Genomic DNA, 26,445 nt, shown 5'->3' with positions numbered 1-26,445 from the left:
TATGTTCCCAAAATCAGTTGTTGTCTCAATGACTAAGTATACTTAAGATAGTGAGACAAAATGAAATGAAATTTAATTATCAAAATAAATTCTGGCTAATATTATTTTCTTTTGACATCAAGATCCTCTTTTGACGACATTTTAAAAAGAATTATCATATTTTTGTCTTTAATAGCCTCTCTTGAAGACAATTTCAATAAAAATTTTCTCCATGTCGTCTTTAAGAACCCCTCTTGAAGACAATCCCATCAAAAATTTACCCCATATCGTCTTTAATAGCCCATCTTGAAGACAAATTCATGCAAAAATTCCTCCCTATTGTCTTTAAGTCCCCCTCCCCACTTAAGAACACGAAAATAAAAATACGCTTAGGAACAACACCCTAAGCGCATTTTTATTTTATCCTACACTTTTCTGACTGGTAAACTGACTATTATATAAATCAGCATAGAAACCGCCCTTATCTAATAATTCCTGATGTGTCCCTTTCTCAATTACCGAACCATTATTCATGACTAAAATTAAATCTGCATCACGAATGGTTGATAACCGATGCGCAATCACAAAGCTCGTACGTCCCTTCATCAAGTAATCCATCGCCTTTTGAATCTGAACTTCTGTTCGAGTATCAACGCTGCTCGTCGCCTCATCAAGAATCAAAATAGAAGGATTTGCTAAGATTGCCCTTGCAATCGTCAGCAATTGTTTCTGACCCTGGGAAATATTCGATGCTTCCTCATTTAAGACTGTATCATACCCATCTGGTAGTGTACGAATAAAGTGATCAGCATTAGCTGCTTTCGCGGCAGCCACAATTTCCATTTCTGAGGCCCCCTCTTTTCCGTACGCGATATTATCGCGTATTGTACTATTGAATAGCCATGTATCCTGAAGCACCATTCCAAAAAGACTTCTTAACCTTTCTCGTTTAAAATTCCTGGTATCAATACCGTCGATTAATATTTGACCAGAATTAAGTTCATAGAATCTCATTAACAAATTAATTAAAGTGGTTTTTCCTGCACCTGTTGGTCCAACGATAGCAACCTTTTGACCAGATTTTACCTCAATATTCATATCTTGAATCAATAATTCATCTTCTTTATACCCAAAGGAAACATGTTCAAAGTTAACATTACCTTGAGGTGTTTGAATTTCTTTTGGTTCTACTGCTTCTGGAACTTCCTCAGTTTCGTCTAAAATCTCGAACACACGTTCCGCGCTAGCGATTGTTGATTGAATGATATTAGCAATTTGTGCCGTTTGGGCTATGGGCTGTGAAAACTGTCGGGCATATTGGATAAAGGCTTGTATATCACCGATTTCGATTGCCTTTTTGGTAACAAGGATTCCGCCGGCAACGGAGACAAAAACATAGCCAATATTATTTATAAATGACATGAGGGGCATAATCATACCTGATACAAACTGTGCTTTCCAACCTGATTGAAAAAGACTTTCGTTGATTTCTTCAAATTGTTCAATTGATTTTTTCTCATGACCAAATACCTTGACCACTTTATGACCCGTATACATTTCTTCAACATGACCATTAAGCTGACCAAGTGCTTTTTGCTGCCCTTTAAAATACTGTTGGGACTTTTTCGCAATATTGGCCGTTACGATAAAGCTTAGTGGCAGCGTAACGACGACAATTAAGGTCATTAAAGGACTAATGGACAGCATCATGACGATAACCCCAATAATCGTGACAACTGATGTAATCAGTTGAGTCAAACTTTGCTGTAAGGTGGAACTAATATTATCGACATCATTGACTGCCCTGCTGAGAATTTCCCCATGTGTGCGAGAATCGAAGTACTTTAATGGAAGACGGTTCAACTTCTCCTCTACTTCTTTTCTAAGATTATAAACTGTCTTCTGTGCCACCCCTGCCATGATATATCCCTGTAAATAAGCAAATATGGCACTCAAAATATAGAGACCAATCAATAGTAAAATAATTTGACCAATATAATCAAAGTCAATTTTTGCTCCTGGGACACCTTTAAACTTCATCATTAGTCCTTCAAATAACTTTGTTGTCGCCTTACCCATTATTTTCGGGCTGACAATTGAAAAGATGGTACTAATAATCGCAGTAATGAGGACTGAAATGAGCTGGAGTTTATACGGTTTTAAGTAAACGACTAGTCTTTTAAGGGTACCTTTAAAATCTTTTGCTTTTTGGACAGGCATCCCCATTCCTCGAGGACCAAATCCCCCGCCTAGACCTGGTCTTTGTGGTCCTGAGCCAAATCCCGGTCTTTGATTTTTTGAATCTTCACTCATGCGATTTCCTCCTCTGACAGCTGTGACATGACGATTTCACGGTAAACAGAGCTTGAATCCAAAAGCTCTTTGTGAGTACCGATTCCGGCAATCTTCCCATCATCTAATACAATAATTTGATCGGCATCCATAATCGTGCTTACACGTTGTGCCACAATTAACACGGTTGAATCTAAGGTTTCTCTTTTTAAAGCGGCCCTTAATTTTGCATCTGTTTTAAAATCTAGAGCTGAAAAACTATCATCAAAAATATAAATTTCCGGCTTTCTTACAAGGGCACGTGCAATCGATAAGCGTTGTTTCTGCCCTCCAGAAACATTTGTTCCCCCTTGAGCAATAGTAGACTGGAATCCATCTGGCATTGAGGTGATAAACTCAGTTGCCTGGGCAATCTCTGCTGCATGCTCCAATTCTTTATCAGTAGCATCTTCTTTGCCATAGCGAATATTTTCTGCAATGGTACCTGTAAACAAAATAGCTTGCTGTGGTACAAAGCCGACTTTTTGACGAAGCTGCTCTTGTGTCATATCACGAACATCCACTCCATCCACAATTACTTGCCCACTATCCACATCATAAAATCTCGGAATTAAGTTAATGAGGGTTGATTTACCTGAGCCAGTGCCTCCAATAATTGCCGTTACTTCACCCGGATTCATAGAAAAAGAAATATTAGAGATGGCAGGCATTTCAGCTCCGGGATAACTAAACGTAACATCCCGAAATTCCACATGGCCTTTTCTCTCTTCCAAAGAGGCAGGTGTAGTTGGATCCTTAATATCCGCCACTGTCTCTAGTACCTCGTTTAAACGAACTGCTGAAACAGATGCTCTTGGAATCATCACAAACATCATTGACAACATAATGAATGAGAACATGATTTGCATGGCATATTGAATAAATGCCATCATATCACCAACTTCCATATTCCCATTGCTGATTCGATGTCCGCCGAACCAAATAATTGCCACAGTCGTAAGGTTTAAGACAACCATCATAATTGGCATCATCGCAGCCATAATCTTATTAACTCTGATAGCAGTTTGCGTTAAATCCCAGTTGGCTTCATCAAAACGTTTTTTCTCATGACCAACTCGATTAAAGGAACGGATAACCCGAATCCCAGTCAAATTCTCTCTTAAAACACGGTTTAGTTTATCCAACTTAACTTGCATCGCCTTAAACAATGGAATCCCTTTTCGAGCAATGACTACAATGGCTACAATTAAAATCGGAATCGCTACAGCAAGAACGAGTGTTAGTTTGGCATCCTTTGAATACGCCATAATGATCCCACCGATACACATCATAGGTGCAAAGGCCATCATCCTTAGCATCATAATCATGACCTGTTGAATTTGCGTAATATCGTTTGTTGTTCGTGTGATAAGCGAAGCTGTCCCAAGCTTATCAAATTCACTTAATGAAAAATTGGAAACATGTGAGAAGATTTTACTACGTAATAATCTTCCGAAGCCGGATGCAGCTTTGGCTGAAAAGAAGCTCGCTGCAATGGAACAAATCATACCGCCAGCTGCCACTAGCAGCATATAACCGCCAATTTTCCATATAAAGTGGGTATCACCAGTAATGACCCCTTTATCAACAATATCCGACATAAGTGTTGGTAAGTATAATTCGGATAAAGATTGCAAAAGGACAAGTCCTAGGACGAGGCATATTGTGAATTGAAATGGTTTAATGTATTTTCTTAATTTTAACAAGATAATCCCCTCTCCATTTTCCTTTTTTAAATAATGACCTATTAAGAATCTAACTGTTCGAAATAATCATGTACCTTAAAAAGTAGATCGGCTAATTGTTGACTTTCCTTTTCCCCTAAATAATCAACTAAGCCTAGAAAAGTCTCTGAGAATTTCTTTCTAGCTTGTTCAGCGGCCTTTATTCCAGCTTCTGTTAAACGAATCTTTACAGCACGCCGATCTTCTTGATTTATCGTCCGTTCAATAAAACCATCTTTTTCAAGCACATTAATGATTTGGGTAACAGTTGGCGGAGTTACTCGTAACTTCTGACTAATTTCCGAAACCTTCATCTCACTGTTGTTTTCTTTTGCCCGCTGAATAAGTGCAAGAACTCTGAATTCACTCGGGTTAAAGCGGCCTATTTTCTTTTCCTGCCGACCTGTTTTCCGGAATTGCTGGAAAGCACTAATTAATTTTTGGGCCGTCTCACTTTCAAAATGGGCCAATGTAAATCACCTCTTTTTATTTACCAACCTAATAGTTAGGTAACTTAATTTTTTATAAACCTAAGTATATTCCTCCAATCACTTTGCGTCAATTATTATCTAAAAGAAAAAACACAGAACATAATCTGTGTTTTGATTGAAATGAATTATGATGCTTTAACCTCTTCTCGATAAAGCTTCCATTGACCTTGGTCATAATACCAAATGGAATCGACAGACGCAATCGTATCTGCATTTGCAATTCCTGTTACTAATTGTTGACCTTTTAAGCCGATTCTTTGTTTATCGATTTGAACCACCTCCATACGATTAAAGGGGTTTACAGTTAATTCCATGGGCTCGTTAAGTTTTCCACGATAATAAAAACCAAGTTTTTTATAATAGTCTTTACGGTCTTTCAAATCAAATAAATACGTTTTTCCATTATCGGACAATTTAATTTCTGCTTTATAACCATTTTTGAATTTTGCATCCATCTCTAATGGGTCTGGAACTGTTAGATCTGTCCGAACAAAATCTTTTATGCTATACAAATAGTTAATGAGATCGTCTTGATGACTGCCGGTTAATACGTTGGCAAATAAATCTTTTAACCCATCATGGTTTAAGTCCACTAACTTTAGAGAAGCTTTAGATCCACTTTCTAAAGGAAAGCTATAGGTTCTGCCGTTAGACCCTAATACTTCGATAAAGATTCTTTTCAAATAATCTTGCTGCTCTTGGTCCGGCACTCCTTTTAAAAGAATGGTCTCATTTTGTCCATCGCCATTCAGATCTGCTGCTTGCTTTGAAATAGTGACGGCTTTTGTATTTTCTTCAATCGCATAAACACCGGTAATGGTCGTTAGCGAAATAAGAAAAAAAGAAATCATGATTAGTAACATCTCTTTTTTCATCCAGTTCCCCTCCGCATCCTATTTTTAGTTAGTATGACCAGTTTTGGAAAAAAGATGAAAAAAAGAACCTCCTTATTTCTATGGAGGTTCTCTTAAAGATTATTCAGTTGCCTGTTCTATTGTAGCTTCTTTCCAGATAGTTGTCACTTTACCGTTTTCATCTTCATCAAGAATAAATGATCCGTTTGAATAGCGGTCACTAAAGCTAATATCCACTGTTTTAAACGTTTCAGTGTGACCTTTTTCTGTTTGAACAATAATAAGATCCTGTTCATTTGCTGTTACAAAACCAGTAATACGATGTGGTTTTGATTTAAGTTCCCTAAGGATAACGACACCCCGTTTGGCACGGGAGGTTTTATCAAACTCTTTCAATTTCATTCGTTTTAAGGCGCCACGCTGGGTTGCAACCACAATGGATTCGTTACTGCCAGGTGTAACCAATTTACCGCCAATTACAAAATCGTCATCTTTTAGGTTAATCCCTTTTACACCAGCAGCCCGCTGTCCAACAATACTAATCTCTTCTTCATGGAACCATAAAGCATAACCTAAGTTTGTGACTAAGAAAAGTTCTTGGTTTCCATCGGTTAAATGGACATCAATTACTTGGTCATCATCCTTCAAATTCACAGCAACCAGCGGTTTGGAGTAACGCTGTGCCTTATAGGCTTTCAGTTCTGTCTTCTTCACCATCCCGTTCTTTGTGACAAAAACAAGGAAGGCATCCATTTCAAAGTCTTTGACAGAGATGGCCTGAATGATTTCTTCGTCACGTTCAATTGGTATGATGTTGGCTACATGCTGCCCAAGGTCCTTCCAGCGGATATCCGGTAGTTCATGAACAGGGCAGAATAAGTAGTTCCCTTTGTTCGTAAAGAGTAGTAATACATCTTTCGTATTCATATCAAGTTGGGCTAGTAGTCGATCCGACTCTTTCATCGCTAGATCTTGTCCACCGGATGCCGCAAATGAACGCTGGCTGGTCCGTTTGACATAGCCTTCCATTGTAACGGTCACAATCACATCTTCACTAGGAACCGTTACATCAAGATTAATTTTGATTTCTTCAATTTCCGCTTCAATTTTGGAACGGCGGTCATCTGCAAACCGTTTTTTCACGTCTTTAAGTTCTTTTTTAATAACGGATAAAAGCTTTTTCTCGCTCGCTAAGATACTAGTTAGTTCTTCTACTTTTTTGGCTAATTCTTCGGCTTCATTGCGTAAAGCAGTGATGTCTGTATTTGTTAAACGATAAAGCTGTAAAGATACAATGGCTTCTGCTTGAATTTCAGTAAAGCCATATTTAGCCATTAAGTTATCTTTCGCATCACGCTTATCTTTAGATGCACGGATGGTCGCGATCACTTCATCAAGAATCGATAAAGCCTTGATTAAACCTTCAACAATATGCTGACGCTCTTTTGCTTTATTGAGGTCATATTGCGTTCTACGAGTAACGACTTCTTTTTGATGCTCAATATAGGCATCCAGCATCTCACGGATTCCCATCAGTTTTGGTCGTCTGTTATGGATAGCGACCATATTAAAGTTATACGTTACTTGAAGATCACTATTTTTATATAAGTAATGCAAGACCCCTTCTGCATCAGCATCTTTTTTTAATTCGATGACGATTCTTAGACCTGTTCGGTCAGTCTCATCACGAACCTCTGACATTCCTTCAACTTTTCGATCGATTCGGAACTCATCCATCTTCTTGACGAGATTAGCCTTATTAATTTCATATGGAATTTCCGTAATGACAATTTGCTGCTTACCGCCGCGAATTTCTTCAATTTCTGCTTTACTGCGGACAATGATTTTACCTTTACCAGTTTCATAGGCTTTTTTAATGCCTTCAATCCCTTGAATGATTCCGCCTGTCGGGAAATCTGGTCCTTTAATTACGGTCATGAGTTCATCAACCGTTATATCTGGCTTATCCATTTTCATCATAACGCCGTCTATTACTTCACCTAGATGGTGTGGCGGTATGTCAGTTGCATAACCTGCTGAAATCCCAGTCGATCCATTCACAAGCAAGTTCGGAAACATCGCAGGTAGTACGGTTGGTTCCTTAGAAGTGTCATCGAAGTTTGGGATGAATTCTACCGTGTCTTTTTCAATATCTCTTAGCAATTCTGCGGCAATCGCCGATAACCTTGCTTCTGTGTAACGCATTGCAGCTGGTGGGTCACCATCGACACTACCGTTGTTTCCATGCATTTGAATCAGGACATTTCTTACTTTCCAATCTTGACTCATCCGTACCATGGCTTCGTAAACGGAAGAATCACCATGAGGGTGATAGTTACCAATAACATTACCAACTGTCTTGGCTGATTTACGAAAGTTTTTTTCAAATGTGTTACCTTCGACATGCATCGCATATAGGATCCTTCGTTGTACAGGCTTTAACCCATCCCGTGCATCCGGCAGAGCACGTTCTTGGATAATATACTTACTATAGCGTCCAAAACGATCTCCGATTACATCTTCTAGAGGTAAGTCGCGAAATTTTTCAAGTGCACTCATTGTTCCGTAACCTCCTCTGAGACTGTAATATTTTCATTTTCTAAGATCGTATCATTTTCTTCTAGACCAAATGCTACATTGCTTTCAATCCATTTACGGCGCGGTTCAACCTTATCACCCATAAGGGTTGTGACACGGCGTTCCGCTCTAGCAATATCATCAATTTTGACGCGGATTAATGTTCGTGTTTCAGGATCCATAGTGGTTTCCCACAATTGGTCAGCATTCATTTCACCAAGACCTTTATAACGCTGGATTATATAGCCTCTTCCAACTTTTTTAATAGCTCCCTGTAGCTCATCCTCGTTCCAAGCATATTCAATTATTTCTTTTTTACCTGAACCTTTACTCACCTTATATAAAGGCGGGAGGGCAATGAATACCTTACCAGCTTCCACTAAAGGTTTCATATAACGATAAAAGAAGGTAAGCAATAATACCTGAATATGGGCACCGTCCGTGTCAGCATCTGTCATAATCACGATTTTGTCATAGTTGATGTCTTCTATGGTAAAATCGGCACCGACTCCGCCGCCAATTGCGTGGATAATTGTATTGATTTCTTCGTTTTTAAATATATCAGCTAGTTTTGCTTTTTCTGTATTGATAACTTTTCCTCGCAGTGGAAGGACGGCTTGAAAGCGTCGGTCACGGCCCTGCTTGGCAGAACCTCCTGCCGAGTCTCCCTCTACTAGGTAAAGTTCATTTTTTTGCGGGTTACGTGATTGCGCAGGAGTCAGCTTACCAGATAGAACGGCTTCTCCACGCTTTTTCTTTTTTCCGTTTCTGGCATCTTCGCGTGCTTTTCTTGCCGCTTCACGAGCTTGATAGGCTTTAATTGATTTTTTGATCAAAAGGGAGCTGATATCAGGATTTTCTTCAAGGAAATAAGATAAATGTTCCGAAACCACGGAATCAACAGCAGATCTAGCTTCACTAGTTCCGAGTTTTCCTTTTGTTTGTCCTTCAAATTGAAGCAATTCTTCCGGAATTCTAACAGAAATAACCGCTGATAATCCTTCACGAATATCGTTGCCGTCTAAGTTTTTGTCCTTTTCTTTTAGAAGTGAAACTTTGCGGGCATAGTCATTGAATACACGGGTCATCGCGGTTTTTGCTCCTGCCTCGTGTGTACCGCCATCTTTAGTTCGGACATTGTTAACGAACGATAGGACGTTTTCAGAATAGCCATCATTGAATTGGAAGGAAAAATCTACTTCTATGCCAATTTGAGTACCTTCAAAGCTGACAACAGGATGGAGTGTTTCTTTGTCTTCATTTAGGTATTGAACAAAAGCCTCAATTCCATTTTCATAATGAAAAACTTCGTGAATATCATTACGGTCATCAATGATTTCTATTTTTAATCCTTTTAACAAGAATGCTGACTCTCTCAGCCGTTCGGATAAAGTTTCAAGGTTATAAGTTGTTGTCGAAAAAATGATTGGGTCCGGTTTAAAGTGAATCGTCGTTCCTGTTTGATTGGTTTTACCGATTTTTTCGAGAGTTGTTACAGGTTTACCGCCATTTTCAAAACGTTGTTCATACACGAAGCCATCACGCTTAATGGTCACAGTTAGCCATTCTGATAAGGCATTCACGACCGAAGCACCTACTCCATGTAAGCCTCCACTTGTTTTGTAACCGCCTTGGCCAAATTTACCGCCGGCATGAAGCACGGTTAAAATCACCTCAGGGGTTGGTTTTCCCATTTTATGCATACCCGTCGGCATTCCTCTACCCTTATCCATTACACTGATGGAATTATCTTTATGAATTTTTACAATAATTTGATCCCCAAAACCACCTAATGCTTCATCGACAGAATTATCCACTATCTCATAGACGAGATGGTGGAGACCACGTGAATCAGTGCTGCCGATGTACATACCTGGGCGCTTTCTAACCGCCTCAAGACCTTCTAGTACCTGGATGGCATCATCATTGTAATCAAAAGCTTGCTGATTTCTTGCCACTAAAATACCCCTTTCATACCTAAAAAACATAAATGGCGCTCTCCGCCATTTTCAACTAATTATTTAGTATAACATTCGTTTAAAAGAGTCATTTATCCTTTAAAATTATCCAATAGAACTAATGTTTGCCACCCTTATTTTAACACAACTTCTTGTGGCGTCTATGCTTTATTGTAGCGATTTATTTCGATTTGGCAAATATCTAATCAAAAACAACATATTTTTGTAAAACAATTTTAGTGCATTTTAAGCTGAAAAACGAAAAAAAAACTGCTAAAAATTAGCAGTTTTTATCTTGTCATAGCATATTCAATTTTAATACAGCGATCCATGATGACGGTATATCCCTTTGCTTTTAAAAAGTCATATGCTTCTTCGTTGGCAAGCCCCAGCTGCGCCCAATATACATCCGCATCAATCTCGTCAAATTCTTTCGCAACATCGAACAATTGTTCGGAACGGCGGAATACGTTGACGATATCAACATGCCCTTCAATATCTTTTAAAGAAGCGACAGCTTTGACACCTAAAACTTGATCGACAGCTGGATTAACCGGGATGATTTCATAACCAGCATTTTGCATAACCTCTGAAACCTGGTAGGAGGCCTTTGCTGGATTATCACTTAGCCCCACCACTGCAATTCTTTTTGCTTTATTTAATATAGCGCCTATTTCTTCCCGTCTAGGAATTTCAATTGCCATTAGGACCACTCCTTGGGTTTAATATCTTTATTTTACCCCTTTTGTCAATAAAAACCATAATAAAACGCTTGCAAACTCAAAAAGCTCCCTAAAAAATAGAGAGCTTAACTTAAGAAACAGATTTTACTTCCTCTTTTAACTTTGGAACGGAGAGACAAAAACAGGCACCATCCTCATGGTTTTCAACTGTTACTAATCCGTTCATATTTTCTAAAATGATTTTTGTCATATATAGCCCTAGACCGGTTCCTTGCGGTCTGGTCGTAAAATAGGGATCAAATATTTTTTCAAGAAGAGAAGGCTCAATTCCCCCCGCATTATCCGTGAAAACCGCTGTAATGAATTCCTTTGATTCGTCAAGTTGAATCTTTATATGACGATTGTTGATATCCTTTTGAATAAAAGCATCACGAGCATTGGTTAAAATATTTAACACCACTTGACTATATTCGTTTGGATACCCATATGCCATAAGTTGACCACGGTATTCAAATTCCATCTCAATTCCATAATATTTGAGACTTGATGAAAAAATAGACAAGGCATCCTCAATGGAACTTCCAATTGAAAAAGGGATTTTTTCGTTGTTCGGTTTGTAGAATTTATGAAAATCATTGATGGTACGGGACATATGTTTAATTTGAATCATACTTTCCTTGGTGAAATTGTTGATATAAATTTCATCCAACTGACCGAATTCAAATTCCTCCCTTACATCTTGAATGGTAAGCGATAAACTGTTTAAGGGCTGCCGCCATTGATGACCAATACTAGCAATCATTTCTCCCATCGCAGCAAGTCTAGAATGCTGGATGAGGAGATGATCCTTTTGTCTATTTTTTTCTACTTCATCCTGAATTTTTTTTTCTAAATTTCGATTAATCGCTTCGTATCTCTCTGCCAAGTCCCGATAGCTTTTTTCACTCTCTTGCAGCTTTTTTAATAATATGCGACTTTTAAATGCAGACAAGGAAATGGTCAAAATAATATACCCAAACACTAATGCAATGGAAATATATATTAATAACAAGTTAACCACTCCCTTAAAGTTCTTCGGTGAATAATGTTACGCGATTTCGTCCATTAGCTTTTGAAAAAGCAAGTGCTTTTTCTAACTCTAAAAGCAGTTCATTTTTTGTTTTTCCCGGAGCAAATTCGGAAACTCCAAAACTGCACGTAACCTGTCCGATATGGGGAAATGGGTATTTTTCAATGATCGAACGAATCGATTCCGCAAGTAATACAGCCTCTTTTCCATTGGTCTCAGGGACTAGAAGAATGAACTCCTCGCCACCCCAGCGGGCAAAGATATCACATTCACGAATCCGCTGCTGGACAATGGTAGAGACGGTGATTAATATTTGATCTCCTGCTGTCTGACCAAAATGTCCATTTAAAGTATGAAAGACATCAATATCCATCAGAATGAGTGAGAATGCTCGATCAAATCGTTCGGTACGTCTCATCTCATTCACTAAAATGTCCTTGAATTTTTGTCGTGTATAACTGCTCGTTAATGGGTCGAGCATGGCTAAGTGTTTCTTATGCCAGCTTTCTCTCTCTAAATCTGTAATATCAGTAAGGACAAATAAGATTTGTTTAGAACCAGGTATCGTTCCCGCTTTCATGACATAGTTATAGTCATTTCCGAGAGAAGATATCCAGCGGATTTTAGCGCTTGTTTTCCCTGTAGCTAAAAATTCCTCAATCCAACGAGTTTTATCTTTAGGATAAAAATAGTGAGGATCCTCGACAAAAAAACTTGAAAGCAATTGACTTTGATAGCTTGATGAATGATTGGTGTGTATCCCAATCCCAGTGATAGTGGTAAAAGCTTGATTCCATTCAACAATATTGTCATCTTCTATGACAAAAATGAGATTATCTTGGAAATCAAGTATAGTCCTGGTTAGATTCTTTTGTTTTTCCAACTCTTTTTCCAATTGAATCTGATAAACAGATTTTTGGATTGCTTGAAGAAATAAATCTAAATCAATTGGTTTTAATATATAATGGTTTACATTGTTTTCAATCGATTGAACAAAAAATTCATTATCCTCATATGCGGTTGTAACAATCACTTGTACCTTTTCATTTTGGGCACGGATTTTCTTAATCATCTCTAAACCGCTCATCTGATTCATCTTTATATCAGCAATGATTAAATCTGGTTTATATTTTTGATAGAGTTGCAAACCCTCTACGCCATCGATAGCGACATGGATATGTGCAAAGCGGCGATTTAAAACCCGAAGAAGTTTTTCTCGGGAAAACTTTTCATCTTCCACATATAAAACTCTTATTTCTGGGTATTGGTATTTAAGATATTGCAAGACACTTCTTGCCATAAGGATAATCACCTCATCCAACGTTTTGATTATGTAAGAAAACCGACCTTAACTATTTCAACCTGGTCGGTTTTTTTATGTATTAGATAGATTTTTCTTAATTATAGGTGCACATTTCAGCTCATTCAATTGCTTTATCAACCGTTTCTAAATTCTCCATATATTTGTAATAAATTTGACCTTATTTGTTCTAACTTTAGCCTTAAACAGGAGAAATCTCACGGGATTAATGATCTATTAAATTAAATTTCATTAATTTCTAGTCTCTTTTGGACGTTATCGATGAAAGTTTAGTGTTTTTTTGCAAATCCATGGTAAAATAGAAGAACTGGATCTTAATAGAAGGAGAAATTGTGAATGGTTCAAATTATTTTGGTTTTGATCCTCGCGTATTTGCTGGGTTCCATTCCATCAGGCTTAATAGTAGGGAAGACATTTTACAAAATCGATATCCGTGAACATGGTAGCGGAAATTTAGGTGGTACAAATACGTTTCGAACACTTGGTGTAAAAGCGGGTTTAACGGTAACGATTGCGGACATCCTGAAAGGCACGTTAGCAGCTGCTCTTCCTGTACTCTTCCATTTGGATATAAATCCATTATTGGCTGGGATTTTTGCGGTAATAGGTCATACCTATCCAATCTTTGCCGGATTTCGTGGTGGAAAGGCAGTCGCAACATCTGGCGGAGTCGTATTGTTTGCAGCTCCGTATATGTTTTTGACGGTTATCGTGGTATTCTTTATTAGTTTATACATAACCAAATATGTTTCACTATCATCAATTATTGCAGGCATTACTGCTGTTTTGTATACCGTTATATCAGGATTAGTCATTAATTGGAATATCCCGTTATTAATCGTGATAGTGTTGTTAGTGTCATTTGTCATATACCGCCACAGGGCAAATATTAAAAGAATAAGAAATAAGACAGAACCAAAAATAAAATGGCTATAAAAGGGCTTGCTCTCTTTTATAGCTTTTTTTGTTTAAATAATAAATAATAAATGTAAATTTATATTTAAATATAATATAGTATGACTAAGGAGAGAAAAATAATCTGCTTTCAGTTTGCTTGATAAAGGAGAGCTTATGAAGAAAAAGACCTTATTACCTTCTATGTTCATTATTTTTGGTTGTATTGCAATTTCAACGGTCCTAATCATACAGCAGAAGCAGAGCACAAGTGCAGGGAATAAAATTTATCGTGTCCAGGAACATTCATTACGTCCACTATTTAATGTTGATCGAGACCCAACTCTTACAAAAAAAATAACAGTAGGAGCTATTGGTGATATCCTCATTCATAGTCCGGTCTACCAGGATGCTGTTAACGGTGCCGACTATAATTTTGATCCAATCTTCGAGCAGGTAAAATCGATTCTAGAAAAACCAGACATCCTCACAGCTAATCAAGAAAGTATCTTGGGAGGTAAAGAGCTAGGATTGTCTGGTTATCCAAGGTTTAATAGCCCTTTCCAAGTAGCAAATGCACTCGCGCATTCAGGCGTTGATATTGTTTCAACTGCCAATAATCACGCCTTAGATAAGGGAGAACAGGGAATTCGTTTAGAATTATCATACCTTGACCACATCGGTTTACCGCATGTTGGCAGCTCTATTGATCCAGCGGACCGCCAAAAGTTACGAATCATCAATTCGAATGGAATTAGAATCGCCTTTCTAGCCTATACATATGGAACAAACGGAATTCCAATTCCCAAAGGGAAAGACTATCTGGTTAATATCATTAATAAAAATGCGATGAAATCAGAAATAGCGCGAGCAAAAGATAATTCAGATGTGGTAGTAATGAGTATTCACTGGGGCAATGAATATCAACCCATACCGAGCAAAGATCAAAAGGATTTAGCTCAGTTTCTTGCAAATGAAGGGGTAGATATTATCTTTGGCTCTCATCCACATGTTCTAGAGCCGATGGAATGGATCAAGACAAGAGATGGTAGAAAATCGTTTGTCATCTATTCTTTAGGAAATTTTATTTCTGGACAGCGTGGCAAAAACAGAGATATTGGTGGATTAGCTACCATTGATATCACCAAACAGGTTTCCAGGAACGGCAGCATGATTGAGATTTCCAATCCCCTTTTTACACCAATGTATGTAAGCAGTCAAAAGAATCATAGCTTTCGGGTCGTACCTCTTGAAAAGGCTGGTTCATTTGGGCTGACAAACGCTCAAGCCAAGTATGAAGAAATTCAAAAGCATATGTACCAATGGCTGCAATAATCAAAAACAAGCATACTTGATATTTTTACTCATCAAGTATGCTTGTTTTTATTTTTATAAAGGTGTCCCATAAAACCTTCTTTTTGTAAAATTTCGCTTTGGATATGACCCAGTAAATCAAAATGGGAGTAGCCATCCTTTCGATGATGGATTCATTCTTTCTTTAACCCGTATTTTTTGCCCCATTCTGCTAATTTTTCGATGTCTTGGCACCCTACTTTGGTCACCGTCTTACAGTCAGGAAAACGGTCATCCAACCAATAATGAGTTAAAAAAGCAATGTCACCTTGATCAATTTTCTGTTTCCATTCTCTTAGTTCATGTCTTTTAATTCCAAAGGCCAAATCATCACCTCATTCCTAGTTGGAAATGCAGCCATAGAAAGCCATTATTTTTTCTTGATTTCCTCATATTTTAAGTACCATTCAGGAAAAGCCTTTTTAAAGGAGGTCGGTTTAAAATTATCTTTTTTCACAATAATGTGTGTGGAAGTACCTTCTGCACAAACTTCATCGTTGCCATTTACGATTGTGTAAGAATATACCGTTTTGATACCATCATTTAAAGAAACCCAAGTTTTTACAAAGGCTTTATCACCATACCGTAATGGTTTTTTGTACGTTATTTGAATATCATAAACAGGAGCAAAGTAACCGGATTCTTCCATAGCAAGATAGCTATAGCCTATGTCCTCAATAAACCCAGTCCTTCCAAGTTCAAAAAATTTTAAATAATTGGCATGATAAATGACACCCATCATATCAGTATCTGCATAATACAATTGGATTTCTCTCGTTGAAACAAAATAATTTTCCACTCTATAAGTTCCTTTCATTCCTCAATATGAAGTTCTTCCTAGTACTTTTTCTACATCTTCTACCTCGAGAAACATCGCTTTTTCTAAAAGGCTATCTTCTTCTTCTTCCTCCATTAACCGTAAGGCCTGTGCTTGTATCATTTCATCCACTAAATTGGTAGCAAAGCGACCATTCCCTTTGAAACTTTCATCTTCCATAGTTTGAAGCAATAGGTTTTTAGCGTTTTCAGTTAGTATATATTGGTACTTTTCAGCATAATTAGACATTATATCTAGCAATTCTTCGTTTGTATAGTCAGGAAATTGGAAAAATTTCTTAAAACGAGAACGAAGCCCAGGATTGCTTTCGAGCAGTTGATTCATTTCATTTGAATAACCCGCTAAAATGATGACTAGATTTTCATTTTGCTTTGTCATTTCATCGACAAGTGTATCAATGACCTCTTTCCCAAAATCACCGGTCGTTTGACCGAGTAGTGAGTAGGCTTCATCGATGAAAAGAACTCCGCCCAATGCTTCCTTCACTTTTTTCTTCGTTTTTCCGGCAGTTTGCCCAACATATCCGGCCACAAAATCAGCCCTGCTAGAAACAATCAGATGCCCCCGTTTTAAAATTCCACATTCCTTTAAAAACTCTGCGTAGATTTTTGCGACTGTTGTTTTCCCTGTCCCCGGATTCCCTGTAAAAACAGCATGGAGTTGAATCGGTACTGTGGGAAGACCCCTTTTTCTTCTAAATTGTTGCATTTTGACAAATGAAATAAGCTTCCTTAGTTCTAATTTTAAAGAGCTTAAACCTATTAATTGATTAAGCTGTTCCTGAGGGGATTCAGAAACAGTCTCTTTTTCAATTTGAAAATCTTCTTTGTCAAGCAGCATCATATCCAAAATATCTCTATCCTCAACGGGGGTCTTGGCCCCTTTTTTAAAAATAGCATCTAAAACAATGTTGTGGACCGTTCGCGCGTTACCAAATGTGTCATCAACACGTTCTTTTTCAAGTCGAAGATGAATTTCTATTTTTGATTCTTCTGTTAGAAGATAGTCATTTTCAGCTGCTACAAGTTCAGCAATTTGAATTAATTCCTCATTTGAGTAATTAGGCAAATGAATAAAATTAGATTGCGGGAATCGGCTTCTCAGACCTGGATTCGCATTAATAAAGCTTCTCATCTCATCAGGGTAACCAGCTAAAATGACCGCGAACTTGCCGCCATATTCCTTGCTTGTCATCAATGAAACAAGTGTATCAATGGCTGCTTGTCCATAATCGTTTCCAGTTTGACCTTCACGTTTTAAACTATAAGCTTCATCAATAAATAAGACGCCTCCAATTGAGCGTTCAACGATAGCTCGGACATTTTCTTCCGTTTGTCCGACGAAGGATCCAACTAATTGTGAGCGATTGGTCTCAATGACTTCTTCCCGAGGTAATGCTCCTAATTCATAATAAATCTTTGCCAACAATCTGGCTAAAGTCGTTTTTCCTGTTCCAGGGTTCCCAGTTAAAATCATATTAAGACTAAGCTCGTCTTTAATTTGAAAACCCAGTTCCTTACGTTGTTTTTGGTATTTTAAAAACTGGTAAAAATCATTCACTCGTTTTTTAACTAAATTCATGCCAACCATGTTTTGCAGTTGGTCCAATGCTGCCAAAGTCTCAGGAATAGGCATCTCTTCCTGAATAAACAGTTGTTCCCAGTGCTGCTTTATTTCTTCTAAGTTTCCCATATACAATTTTAATTCATCAAAATAAGTCGATGTATGGAAAACGCCCGTAATGGATTGATTATATTCTTCTGCTGCTTTTAGTAAATTTCCTGTTTCTTCAATCGCGGATGAAAGTAAATCTGCTAGCTTTTCATACCTTTGAAAAAGTTCAATTAAGTTCATCTTAGAAGCAGTATCAACCATTTTTTGTAATTCGTGCAAATGTTCATCTGCTTCATTTAAGAAATTCTTACATACCGCAATATACTCTTCTGCCGTTTTCTTTTTGGCAGTTCGATTATCTGTTTCCCGCATTGATGGAAATGTTAGAGGTGTTAACAAATATTGGAATTTCTTCCAATCTGATTGTATGCTATATTCTTTTGCTTTTTGATTATGCGGATTAAGCTGTAAGGCCTTTTCTAACCATACCTCAGCAATGGAATCTTCTTTATTATGGTGAAGTCTAGATATGGCCCCTAACGTTAATAGTTTAGACCGTGTGATAGGGCTTTGTTCATCTCGAATAGCGGTTACAAGTTTTGCCTCATTTAAAATAAACCCTTTTTTCTCCAATTCCTTTTCCCACAGTTGAAGCTGCTCATGGGCATCGGATCGACTTTTTTCCAATTGATTCAAAATCATCACTCTTCTATTTAAAATTTCTTTTACTGCTCAAGTTTACACTATCTTACCATAATCAGTAATCAATGATAAAATAAGAGGTCTCAAGAAAAGCGTAAGCGCCTTGAACAGCCCCGACAAGCATAAGACGCTCAGGAAAAGAAGGCGTTTTTTGCCTTCATTTCCTGAGCGCATGTAAACCATCCAGGGGCTAGGCGCTAGAGCTAGACAATTTCTATAAAAAGAACCTGTTCCGTCAATGAACAGGTCCTTTATACCCTAATTAGCTTTGTTGGTTTGCCTCGTCTTTTACTTCAGAGCGGAATGATTCAATGCTTTCACGTCTGCGTTCATTTTTTGCTTGGATTTGCTGTTTTTGGGTTTCACTATCTGTACAAGCAAGTGAATCTTCTGCGGCTTCGATATTTTCAATCGTATTGTGAATCATTGATTGAAGTTTTTCAACATTATCACTGCGGTCATCAGGATTAGGTTTGGTAGAATAAGTTTGGTTATTATTAGTCATCGTCAAATTCCTCCTCAAAGTGTACTTGGTACAGATATAGTTTGTAACCGAAAGCAAAATTTATCACTGGAGAATCATAGGAAATGTAATAGGAAAGCGCAAGCGCCTTGAACAGCCCCAACAAGCTTAAGACGGTCCCAAAAGGAAGGCGCTTTTTGCCTTCCTTTTGGGACCGTCTTAAGGACCTCGAGGGGCTAGGCGCTGGAGCTGGACAATTCTCGAAGGCAAAATTTATGCTTTCTTAGAATTAAAAAAAGATCCGCTAGGCTTGTACCTGACGGATCTTATATTCATTGTTTATTCGCCTTTTGTTTGAATGACTTGCGCGTGTTTCCCAGAAGTATCATTCATTTTTTTTCCATTATTTCCACTGAAGCCTCTAGGTTGTGTACCTAGATGACTGGGTGAGAAATGTTTATAATCTTTTTTTGGATTACCCATGTTTCAATCCCTCCTTATTTACATTTTACCCATAAGAAGGGGAAGCATGATTGGAAACTCTTGTGTTACTCCGCTTTGCCAAGGCGCTTTTCTTCTAAACGTTGTTCAATTTTCTCCATAGCCACACGGTCTTTTAATAATTGTGATTTATTTTCTGATACAAGCTCCGCAAATGAACGTTTTCTAGGTTTTCTCATCGTTTTCACCATCCTTACTATCTATTCTAACAGGTATTATTCCCGATAACGCTTGCAATTATTACAACTTTTTGAAAATTTGTTCGAAAAGCGGAAGCGCCTTGAACAGGGGCGAAAGGCATAAGCCAATCCGTCAAGAAGGCTGCTTTTTAGCCTTCTTGACGGATTGGCTTATGACCCCGAGCCCCTAGGTGCTGGAGCTGGACAATTCTCAAAGTACAAAAAAGGCATTGGATTCACCAATGCCTGAATGTCTATTTTAACTCTTGGGTATATTTTTTCATCATATCAAGTTTCATTGAGCCCGTATATTTATTTTGAATGATTCCTTTGCTGTCGATAAAATAGGTTGTTGGAATGGAAATGATCTGATAGGTCTCATTCACCTTGTCTTCTGCATCAAGAAGTACTGGGAACGTGATTTTGTTTTCATTCACAAATCCTTTTACATCTAATTGAGGATCGATATTAACGGCTAAAATAACAGTATCATCGCCGATTTGCTTGGAAAACTGCTCCATTTCAGGCATTTCTGCTTTGCATGGCGGGCACCAGGTTGCCCAGAAATTAAGCATTACCTTTTTCCCTTTTAAATCCGATAACTTTACGGTGTCTCCAGATAACGTTTTTAATTCAAAATCGGGTGCTTTAGCCCCAATCGATAGACCCTCTTTAGCTGCTGCTGATACTTCACTCGAAGTTTGAGGAGCTTCAGTCTTTTTATCCATGGCTTGAACAATTGCCACTGTTAGTAAACTGACTAGTACAACAGCGGCAATTACTTTTTTAATCATTCGGGAACCCCCTTTATTTCATCTGCTATAATGATTTTACACTATAAAGTCAGTTGAAACAAAATAACGTATGCCAATGTTGTGACAAATTAATTTTGAAGATTCCTTTTCTGTTGAAGAAGCAAGTTAAATTCTTGATCTAACACATCGTACTGAGGATTTTTTTGATCCATCATTGATAATTGACCTAAAATGAAGGCAATCTTATTTTCAATAATCAATAATTCCTCTTCACAGGTTTTAGTATTTTTAATACCTGGATTTATATATTCCTCTAGGGTCTTTTCAACTCGTTTCACTTGCTGATTCTCAAATACAAGCAGCCGATCACACAATTTATTTAGAAAGTAATAATCATGGGAAACAGTTATAATTGTCCCAGTGAACTCATTTAATGTTTTTTCTAGTTGCTCCCTGCTAGCTAAATCAAGATGATTAGTTGGCTCATCGAGAATTAATACATCGTAATCTTTCATCAACATATCCGTAAGCTTCACCCTTGTTCGTTCACCGAGACTTAAGGTTCCCAATGGCTTCATGATTTGTTCTTCCTTTAGTCCTAAGTTAGCAAGTAACGTTCTAGCACTATAGATATCTTGTCGGTCTGTTAACCCTAGTGCTTCAAGAACGGCTTTGTCAGCAGGCAAATCATTCACATCTTGACTAAGATAGGCTGCTTTCAGCGAATCACTCTTCCAAATATCACCTTTATAGCGAGGTTCTTCCCCTAAAATGATCCTAATTAACGTGGTTTTACCACAGCCATTATCACCTAATAAACCTATTCGCTCCCCATGATTGATATAAAATTGCGACCCTTGAAAAAGGATGCGATGATCGTCAAATTCAATGGATAAATTCTTTGCCTCTATGATTCTTTTTCCTCTTTTTCCGCTTTTCTCAAATTGAAATTTAACCTCTGTTGCTTCTTTTGGTTTTTCAATTCTTTTCTGGTCCAATTCATTTTCTAGTCGCTTCATTTTTGATTTTATTTGGCTGTCACGTTTTTTCGCTTTTGCCCGATGATATTCTTTAATCCCAAATTGCCTTTTGGAGGGACCAGAGCCTTTTTTAGTTGAATCCCGGTGTGCTTTATCAGACCAAGATTTTAATTGCTGCATTTGGGCTTCCACTGATTGAACTTGCTGCTGCTGTACCTGATAGGCATGCTGTTGGTTTTCAATTCTTTTTTGTTTTTCAACCATATATTCGCTATAGTTTCCATTGTAAAAATGGAGCTTACTTTGTTCTAATTCATAAATCTGGGTTACCGCCTGGTCTAGAAAATGGCGGTCATGTGAGATGATTAACACCGGTCCATTAAATTTTGTCAATTCAGATATAAGCCAGTTAATGCCCTTAAAATCTAAATGATTAGTTGGTTCATCGAGGATTAAAAAATCAGGCTTGGATGACCAGATGTGTGATAGGGCAAGCTTTAGTTTTTCTCCGCCGCTCAAATGCAACAGGCGTTCATCATTCCAATCATAAACCTTATTAAGACCCAATTCCTTTGTAAATTGGTATAAATCCTCTCCTAAACTTTGACCCCATTCATTAACCTGATAATCGATGGACTGTGATAAGTAGCCTATTTTTACATGGTCGTCTATTTCAATCGTACCTTTATCCGGATTTAGTTGACCTAGTAGGATTTTAGCCAGGGTTGTTTTTCCGGATCCGTTACAGCCGACAAGCCCGATTCGATCTCCGCTTTTTATATTAAATTGGATATTTTCAAGTACTTTTCTCAAGTGAAAACTTTTCTCTACTCCACTGACTTTTAAGACGATTTTTTGATTTGTATGCATAAAAAAACTCCCTTCAATGAACCTGAAAGAGAGTTATGTCAGACAGTTATACCGAAAAAATCAATCACAAGTAGACCTATTGGAGGTTTCATTGTAAAGGTATAAACGATCAGGACATAAAAAAGGACAGAAAAATCCTATTCTTCAGGTTCAACATTTTCGTTATTCGAATAATGTGCTGAAAAATAAGATTATAACTTCATGCGCCCTTTGTTCATTCCTTTACGTTTGATAGTTCCATTTTATTTTACAAAATAGAAAATTGTCAACTATTTCTAAAAAAACACCATGCCTATTTCGACATGGTGTTAGGTAAATAACTTGAAAATAGTCTAGCTACAGCGCCTATGGGCGCTGTAGCTTTCTAATTAAGCTTTTAATTTTTCACGAAGAACCATTTGCAGGATTCCGCCGTGACGGTAGTAATCAATTTCAACTTCAGAGTCAAAACGAACAAGAACTTCGAATTCTTTCTTGTTGCCAGCTTCATCAGTAGCCGTTACTTTTACAAGATCACGTGGTTTTACCTTTTCATCTACTTGGACTTCGAATGTTTCTTTACCAGTTAGACCATATGTTTCAGCGTTTTCTCCATCTTTAAATTGAAGTGGAAGTACGCCCATTAACACTAGGTTTGAACGATGAATACGCTCAAAGCTTTCAGCAAGAACTGTTTTAATGCCTAGTAGGTTTGTACCTTTCGCAGCCCAGTCACGTGAAGAGCCCATTCCATAATCTTTACCAGCAAGGACCATAAGTCCAGTACCATCTGCTTTGTACTGCATACAAGCATCGTAGATGGAAGTAACTTCACCAGTTGGCCAGTAAGTAGTAAAGCCGCCTTCTGTACCTGGTGCGATTTGGTTACGGATACGAATGTTTGCGAAAGTTCCTCTCATCATAACTTCATGGTTACCACGGCGAGAACCATAAGAGTTAAAGTCGCGAGGTTGAACGCCTTTTTCCAATAAATACTTACCAGCTGGAGTATTCTTGCCGATGGCTCCTGCAGGTGAAATATGGTCAGTTGTAACAGAGTCACCGAACTTACCAACTACACGAAGACCTGTTAAAGGTTCAACAGTGCCTGGCTCTGGTGATAAACCTTCAAAGAATGGCGGATTAGCAATGTATGTGGAATCTTCATCCCAAGCATATAATGGCTCATTGCTCGTTTTGATTTGGTTCCAGCGCTCGTTGTCACCAAACACGTTTTCGTATTCTCTACGGAATAATTCTGGAGTAACGGTGCGTTTAACAACATCATTTACTTCCGCTGTAGATGGCCAGATATCCTTGAAGAATACATCTTTACCATCTTTGTCTTTACCGATTGCTTCAGTAGCAAAGTCGATGTTGACTGTACCAGCAAGAGCATATGCCACAACTAATGGTGGTGAAGCAAGATAGTTTGCTTTTACAAGCGGGTGAATGCGTCCTTCAAAGTTACGGTTACCTGATAGAACAGATGTAACAAGGAGGTCATTTTCCGCAATTGTTTTTTCAATTTCATCTTTTAATGGACCGGAGTTACCGATACATGTTGTACAACCATAACCTACAAGGTTAAAACCGATTTGCTCTAGGTATGGAAGTAAACCAGAATCACGAAGGTAACCAGTTACAACCTTAGAACCTGGTGCTAAAGAAGTTTTCACGAATTTAGGAACTTCCATTCCTAATTCAACTGCTTTCTTCGCAACCAGACCTGCACCAACTAGAACATATGGGTTGGATGTATTTGTACAGCTTGTAATTGAAGCGATGGCTACTGCACCAGTTTTGATTGTAGTTTCATCGCCATTATTAAACTTAGCGACTGCAGACTTTTCAAGCTCATCTGCTTGTAAACCGAAGCCTTGGTTTCCTTGTGGAGCCGAAACAGCTTTCACGAATTCTTCTTTCATTTTAGAAAGAGGAATTAAGTCTTGAGGACGTTTTGGTCCAGAAAGGTTTGCTTCAATTTCTGCAAGGTCGATTTCGATAACATCTGTATAAACTGGTTCAAATGAAGGATCAAAGAATAATCCGTTCGCTTTGCAGTATTCTTCAACTACTTTCACTTGTTCTTCATCACGGCCTGTTAAACGTAGGTAGGCAAGTGATTCGTCGTCAATAGCGAAGAATCCGCAAGTTGCACCGTATTCTGGAGCCATGTTGGCAATCGTTGCGCGGTCTGCTAATGGTAATGAAGGTACCCCAGGTCCGAAGTACTCAACAAATTTACCAACTACACCATGTTTACGAAGAATTTGAGTTACTTTAAGAGCAAGGTCGGTTGCAGTTGCACCATTTGGAAGCTCTCCAGTTAACTTAACACCAACAACTTCTGGTACAGGGAAGTATGAAGGTTGTCCAAGCATTCCTGCTTCTGCTTCGATACCGCCAACGCCCCAGCCAAGTACGCCAAGACCGTTAACCATTGTTGTATGGGAGTCAGTCCCTACCAATGAATCAGGATATGCTTCAAGTTCTCCATCAACTTCAGCGACATGCACAACATCTGCTAAGAATTCAAGGTTTACTTGGTGGACAATCCCTGTTGCTGGTGGTACTGCACGATAGTTGTTAAATGACTTTTGTGCCCAGTTTAAGAACTGGTAACGTTCAGCATTACGTTCAAATTCATAATCCATATTGATCTTTAATGAATCAGAAGCCCCATAAGCATCAACTTGTACGGAGTGGTCGATAACAAGGTCAACTGTTTTCTCTGGATTAATTTTGTCTGGGTCTCCGCCAAGGTCAGCCATTGCTTTTCTTAAGGAAGCAAGGTCAACTACTACGGGAACACCTGTAAAGTCCTGAAGGATAACACGTGTCGGTTTAAATGGAACGTCCACTTCTTTTAGTTCAGCAGTTCCCCATTTTGCTAAGTTTTCAACATGCTCTTTTGCAATTACGCGGCCATCATATTGGCGAAGTACAGATTCAAGTAAAACCTTTACAGAATATGGCAATTTAGAAACATTGCCAATCCCTGCTTCTTCCAATGCAGCTAAACGGTAGTAGTGGTAACGTTTACCATTAGCCTCGAAGGAAGAACGGGCGTTAAATACATCGTTTTTTACCATGTGTAATTCCCCCTGTTCGATTCGTTCCTAAAATTAATGAAAAGTCTTGAAAGTTTGAATTTTCCCATTCATCTTCACTTTTCTCACAATTCTTATCTTAATACAACCTATAATATAAGTAAATAACAAGAAAGTTATTGCGATTGATAAGTTTTTCTTATGGCTTTTTATGTATTTTGTTCAGAATATTTTGTGAATCTCAACTATACACAAGTGAATTTAGAATTTTAGGAAAATACCCTTTCGTTAATATTATCGCAAAAAACTTTTATTTTGTCATTATTTAAGTTATGAGGGAAATATTAAATGACAGGAGGTGATTGGCATGGTAAAACGTAAGTCTAATCATGTAGTTCCAGGAATGAATGCAGCTAAAGGTCAAGGCAAAGGCGCTGGTTTCAATGAGGAATTTGCTAGCGAGCCAGAATTAACGGCAAAAGAGAGAATGAACAACAAAAAACGTAAAAAGAATCAGTAAAATCCAAAAGCGGAAGCGCCTTGAACAGGGGCGACAGGCATAAGACGAGCCTTCTTGTCGGATTGTCTAGACCTAAGAGCCCCTAGGCGCTGCAGCTGGACGAGCTGGGCGATAGTAAAGCAGGAGGTCTCCCTCCTGCTTTTTTAGTCTTCTTGGTTTACTTCGGTCACCATTGATTGAAGGTCTTGCTGAAAACGTTCTAATTGTGCTCTCTGGTGTTCTGAAGCCACCTCTAATGCATTTTCAATCTGCTGGTAGGCTTCATTTACTTCATCCTTTAAATGCTTTAGTTGATGACCATAGCTGGCACTGTCACTCACAATTGTCTCGTACAAGCCTTGTGCATTTTCATATCCCTGTTGTGCTGCTTGGAATGCTTGCTGTTTGTCTTTATTATAAGGATATTTTTGCATGTTCTAATCCACTCCTTCAATTTATATACCGTTAAATTGCACAGAACCGTGAAATTTATTCAGCATAAAAAGACTTATTGACTGCATCCTAACAGATAGGAGGGATGAAAGATGGTAAACAAAAATAATGGTAAAGATATGCGTAAGAATGCACCAAAACAATCAGGACAGCCGGAGCCAATGAGTGGCTCTCATAAAGTTAAGAACCGTAACCACTCACGTAATAACCATAACACTAGTCATGATATGTAAATAAAGTAGGGAAACCTCTCACGAGGCTTCCCCCTTATCAAACCGCACGTGCCCTACTAAGGCATACGGCTTACCAACATGTTACATTGAAT

General features: G+C 38.1%; 22 protein-coding genes and 1 pseudogene. 4 read left to right on the top strand and 19 right to left on the bottom strand.

What is annotated here, in order from left to right; translation table 11 throughout:
- Positions 1–399: 399 nt before the first annotated feature.
- From JOC76_RS26955 to JOC76_RS26915, 9 genes are all read right to left on the bottom strand, one after another.
- Positions 400–2,292, bottom strand: coding sequence for an ABC transporter ATP-binding protein (locus JOC76_RS26955; RefSeq protein WP_205181892.1), 1,893 nt, complete (start codon positions 2,290–2,292; stop codon positions 400–402).
- Positions 2,289–4,016, bottom strand: a complete 1,728-nt coding sequence (locus JOC76_RS26950; RefSeq protein WP_205181891.1) for an ABC transporter ATP-binding protein — start codon at positions 4,014–4,016, stop codon at positions 2,289–2,291. The genes JOC76_RS26955 and JOC76_RS26950 overlap by 4 nt, the downstream gene beginning before the upstream one ends.
- Before the next feature lie 41 nt (positions 4,017–4,057).
- Positions 4,058–4,504 (bottom strand): MarR family winged helix-turn-helix transcriptional regulator, encoded by a 447-nt coding sequence (locus tag JOC76_RS26945; protein WP_205181890.1) that lies wholly within the window; start codon positions 4,502–4,504, stop codon positions 4,058–4,060.
- A gap of 146 nt (positions 4,505–4,650) precedes the next feature.
- Positions 4,651–5,400 carry a YybI family spore inner coat protein gene (locus JOC76_RS26940; RefSeq protein ID WP_205181889.1) on the bottom strand — a complete coding sequence of 250 codons (750 nt, stop codon included), beginning with the start codon at positions 5,398–5,400 and terminating at the stop codon, positions 4,651–4,653.
- A gap of 99 nt (positions 5,401–5,499) precedes the next feature.
- The gene (gene parC, locus JOC76_RS26935) at positions 5,500–7,938 is read right to left on the bottom strand and encodes a DNA topoisomerase IV subunit A (protein WP_205181888.1); all 2,439 of its coding nucleotides are present in this window, start codon (positions 7,936–7,938) and stop codon (positions 5,500–5,502) included.
- Positions 7,935–9,914: a DNA topoisomerase IV subunit B gene (parE, locus tag JOC76_RS26930; protein WP_307784774.1), complete on the bottom strand. Its 1,980-nt coding sequence runs from the start codon at positions 9,912–9,914 to the stop codon at positions 7,935–7,937. Before parE ends, parC begins: the two co-directional genes overlap by 4 nt.
- A gap of 290 nt (positions 9,915–10,204) precedes the next feature.
- Complete coding sequence (locus JOC76_RS26925) at positions 10,205–10,618, bottom strand: CoA-binding protein (protein WP_205181886.1); 414 nt, start codon at positions 10,616–10,618, stop codon at positions 10,205–10,207.
- A gap of 109 nt (positions 10,619–10,727) precedes the next feature.
- On the bottom strand, positions 10,728–11,648 hold the full coding sequence (locus tag JOC76_RS26920; RefSeq protein WP_205181885.1) for a sensor histidine kinase: 921 nt from the start codon (positions 11,646–11,648) through the stop codon (positions 10,728–10,730).
- A 13-nt stretch (positions 11,649–11,661) separates the two neighbouring features.
- On the bottom strand, positions 11,662–12,966 hold the full coding sequence (locus JOC76_RS26915) for a GGDEF domain-containing response regulator (protein ID WP_205181884.1): 1,305 nt from the start codon (positions 12,964–12,966) through the stop codon (positions 11,662–11,664).
- 357 nt (positions 12,967–13,323) lie between these two features.
- On the opposite strand from JOC76_RS26915, the gene plsY reads away from it, so the two are divergent.
- Both plsY and JOC76_RS26905 read left to right on the top strand, forming a co-directional pair.
- Complete coding sequence (plsY, locus tag JOC76_RS26910) at positions 13,324–13,923, top strand: glycerol-3-phosphate 1-O-acyltransferase PlsY (RefSeq protein ID WP_205181883.1); 600 nt, start codon at positions 13,324–13,326, stop codon at positions 13,921–13,923.
- A gap of 135 nt (positions 13,924–14,058) precedes the next feature.
- The gene (locus JOC76_RS26905) at positions 14,059–15,216 is read left to right on the top strand and encodes a CapA family protein (protein WP_205181882.1); all 1,158 of its coding nucleotides are present in this window, start codon (positions 14,059–14,061) and stop codon (positions 15,214–15,216) included.
- Positions 15,217–15,248: 32 nt separating this feature from the next.
- On the opposite strand, the pseudogene JOC76_RS26900 reads toward JOC76_RS26905, so the two are convergent.
- From JOC76_RS26900 to acnA, 9 genes and pseudogenes are all read right to left on the bottom strand, one after another.
- Positions 15,249–15,560 (bottom strand): annotated as a pseudogene (locus JOC76_RS26900) (hypothetical protein).
- 44 nt (positions 15,561–15,604) lie between these two features.
- Positions 15,605–16,051, bottom strand: coding sequence for an acyl-CoA thioesterase (locus tag JOC76_RS26895; protein ID WP_205181881.1), 447 nt, complete (start codon positions 16,049–16,051; stop codon positions 15,605–15,607).
- A gap of 3 nt (positions 16,052–16,054) precedes the next feature.
- Positions 16,055–18,388, bottom strand: coding sequence for an AAA family ATPase (locus JOC76_RS26890; protein WP_205181880.1), 2,334 nt, complete (start codon positions 18,386–18,388; stop codon positions 16,055–16,057).
- Between the two features lie 262 nt (positions 18,389–18,650).
- The gene (gene tlp / locus JOC76_RS26885; RefSeq protein ID WP_205181879.1) at positions 18,651–18,893 is read right to left on the bottom strand and encodes a small acid-soluble spore protein Tlp; all 243 of its coding nucleotides are present in this window, start codon (positions 18,891–18,893) and stop codon (positions 18,651–18,653) included.
- Positions 18,894–19,190: 297 nt separating this feature from the next.
- Positions 19,191–19,334: an acid-soluble spore protein N gene (locus JOC76_RS26880; RefSeq protein WP_205181878.1), complete on the bottom strand. Its 144-nt coding sequence runs from the start codon at positions 19,332–19,334 to the stop codon at positions 19,191–19,193.
- Between the two features lie 65 nt (positions 19,335–19,399).
- Complete coding sequence (locus tag JOC76_RS26875; RefSeq protein ID WP_205181877.1) at positions 19,400–19,531, bottom strand: FbpB family small basic protein; 132 nt, start codon at positions 19,529–19,531, stop codon at positions 19,400–19,402.
- 254 nt (positions 19,532–19,785) lie between these two features.
- Complete coding sequence (locus JOC76_RS26870) at positions 19,786–20,325, bottom strand: redoxin domain-containing protein (RefSeq protein ID WP_205181876.1); 540 nt, start codon at positions 20,323–20,325, stop codon at positions 19,786–19,788.
- Positions 20,326–20,414: 89 nt separating this feature from the next.
- A complete protein-coding gene (gene abc-f, locus JOC76_RS26865) occupies positions 20,415–22,136 on the bottom strand; it encodes a ribosomal protection-like ABC-F family protein (protein WP_205181875.1) in 1,722 nt (573 codons plus the stop codon).
- Between the two features lie 368 nt (positions 22,137–22,504).
- Positions 22,505–25,210 carry an aconitate hydratase AcnA gene (gene acnA, locus JOC76_RS26860; RefSeq protein WP_205181874.1) on the bottom strand — a complete coding sequence of 902 codons (2,706 nt, stop codon included), beginning with the start codon at positions 25,208–25,210 and terminating at the stop codon, positions 22,505–22,507.
- Positions 25,211–25,535: 325 nt separating this feature from the next.
- Here acnA and sspO point away from each other — a divergent pair, with 325 nt between their 5' ends.
- A complete protein-coding gene (sspO, locus tag JOC76_RS26855) occupies positions 25,536–25,688 on the top strand; it encodes a small acid-soluble spore protein SspO (RefSeq protein WP_205181873.1) in 153 nt (50 codons plus the stop codon).
- A gap of 143 nt (positions 25,689–25,831) precedes the next feature.
- On the opposite strand, the gene JOC76_RS26850 is transcribed toward sspO, so the two are convergent.
- Complete coding sequence (locus JOC76_RS26850) at positions 25,832–26,101, bottom strand: hypothetical protein (RefSeq protein ID WP_205181872.1); 270 nt, start codon at positions 26,099–26,101, stop codon at positions 25,832–25,834.
- 111 nt (positions 26,102–26,212) lie between these two features.
- On the opposite strand from JOC76_RS26850, the gene JOC76_RS26845 reads away from it, so the two are divergent.
- Positions 26,213–26,353 carry a small acid-soluble spore protein P gene (locus JOC76_RS26845; RefSeq protein ID WP_205181871.1) on the top strand — a complete coding sequence of 47 codons (141 nt, stop codon included), beginning with the start codon at positions 26,213–26,215 and terminating at the stop codon, positions 26,351–26,353.
- Positions 26,354–26,445 lie beyond the last annotated feature (92 nt).

The organism is Neobacillus cucumis (assembly GCF_016908975.1).
Taxonomy (GTDB): Bacteria; Bacillota; Bacilli; order Bacillales; family Cytobacillaceae; genus Neobacillus; species Neobacillus cucumis.
This window is presented reverse-complemented; position numbering and strand designations above follow the sequence as displayed.

Excerpts from the sequence above, each read along its gene's own strand:
- JOC76_RS26955 (WP_205181892.1), bottom strand. The coding sequence starts at position 2,292 with ATGAGTGAAGATTCAAAAAATCAAAGACCGGGATTTGGCTCAGGACCA.
- JOC76_RS26940 (WP_205181889.1), bottom strand. The coding sequence starts at position 5,400 with ATGAAAAAAGAGATGTTACTAATCATGATTTCTTTTTTTCTTATTTCG.
- parC (WP_205181888.1), bottom strand. The coding sequence starts at position 7,938 with ATGAGTGCACTTGAAAAATTTCGCGACTTACCTCTAGAAGATGTAATC.
- JOC76_RS26925 (WP_205181886.1), bottom strand. The coding sequence starts at position 10,618 with ATGGCAATTGAAATTCCTAGACGGGAAGAAATAGGCGCTATATTAAAT.
- JOC76_RS26915 (WP_205181884.1), bottom strand. The coding sequence starts at position 12,966 with ATGGCAAGAAGTGTCTTGCAATATCTTAAATACCAATACCCAGAAATA.
- plsY (WP_205181883.1), top strand. The coding sequence starts at position 13,324 with ATGGTTCAAATTATTTTGGTTTTGATCCTCGCGTATTTGCTGGGTTCC.
- JOC76_RS26905 (WP_205181882.1), top strand. The coding sequence starts at position 14,059 with ATGAAGAAAAAGACCTTATTACCTTCTATGTTCATTATTTTTGGTTGT.
- JOC76_RS26895 (WP_205181881.1), bottom strand. The coding sequence starts at position 16,051 with ATGAAAGGAACTTATAGAGTGGAAAATTATTTTGTTTCAACGAGAGAA.
- JOC76_RS26890 (WP_205181880.1), bottom strand. The coding sequence starts at position 18,388 with ATGATTTTGAATCAATTGGAAAAAAGTCGATCCGATGCCCATGAGCAG.
- tlp (WP_205181879.1), bottom strand. The coding sequence starts at position 18,893 with ATGACTAATAATAACCAAACTTATTCTACCAAACCTAATCCTGATGAC.
- JOC76_RS26880 (WP_205181878.1), bottom strand. The coding sequence starts at position 19,334 with ATGGGTAATCCAAAAAAAGATTATAAACATTTCTCACCCAGTCATCTA.
- JOC76_RS26875 (WP_205181877.1), bottom strand. The coding sequence starts at position 19,531 with ATGAGAAAACCTAGAAAACGTTCATTTGCGGAGCTTGTATCAGAAAAT.
- JOC76_RS26870 (WP_205181876.1), bottom strand. The coding sequence starts at position 20,325 with ATGATTAAAAAAGTAATTGCCGCTGTTGTACTAGTCAGTTTACTAACA.
- abc-f (WP_205181875.1), bottom strand. The coding sequence starts at position 22,136 with ATGCATACAAATCAAAAAATCGTCTTAAAAGTCAGTGGAGTAGAGAAA.
- acnA (WP_205181874.1), bottom strand. The coding sequence starts at position 25,210 with ATGGTAAAAAACGATGTATTTAACGCCCGTTCTTCCTTCGAGGCTAAT.
- sspO (WP_205181873.1), top strand. The coding sequence starts at position 25,536 with ATGGTAAAACGTAAGTCTAATCATGTAGTTCCAGGAATGAATGCAGCT.
- JOC76_RS26850 (WP_205181872.1), bottom strand. The coding sequence starts at position 26,101 with ATGCAAAAATATCCTTATAATAAAGACAAACAGCAAGCATTCCAAGCA.
- JOC76_RS26845 (WP_205181871.1), top strand. The coding sequence starts at position 26,213 with ATGGTAAACAAAAATAATGGTAAAGATATGCGTAAGAATGCACCAAAA.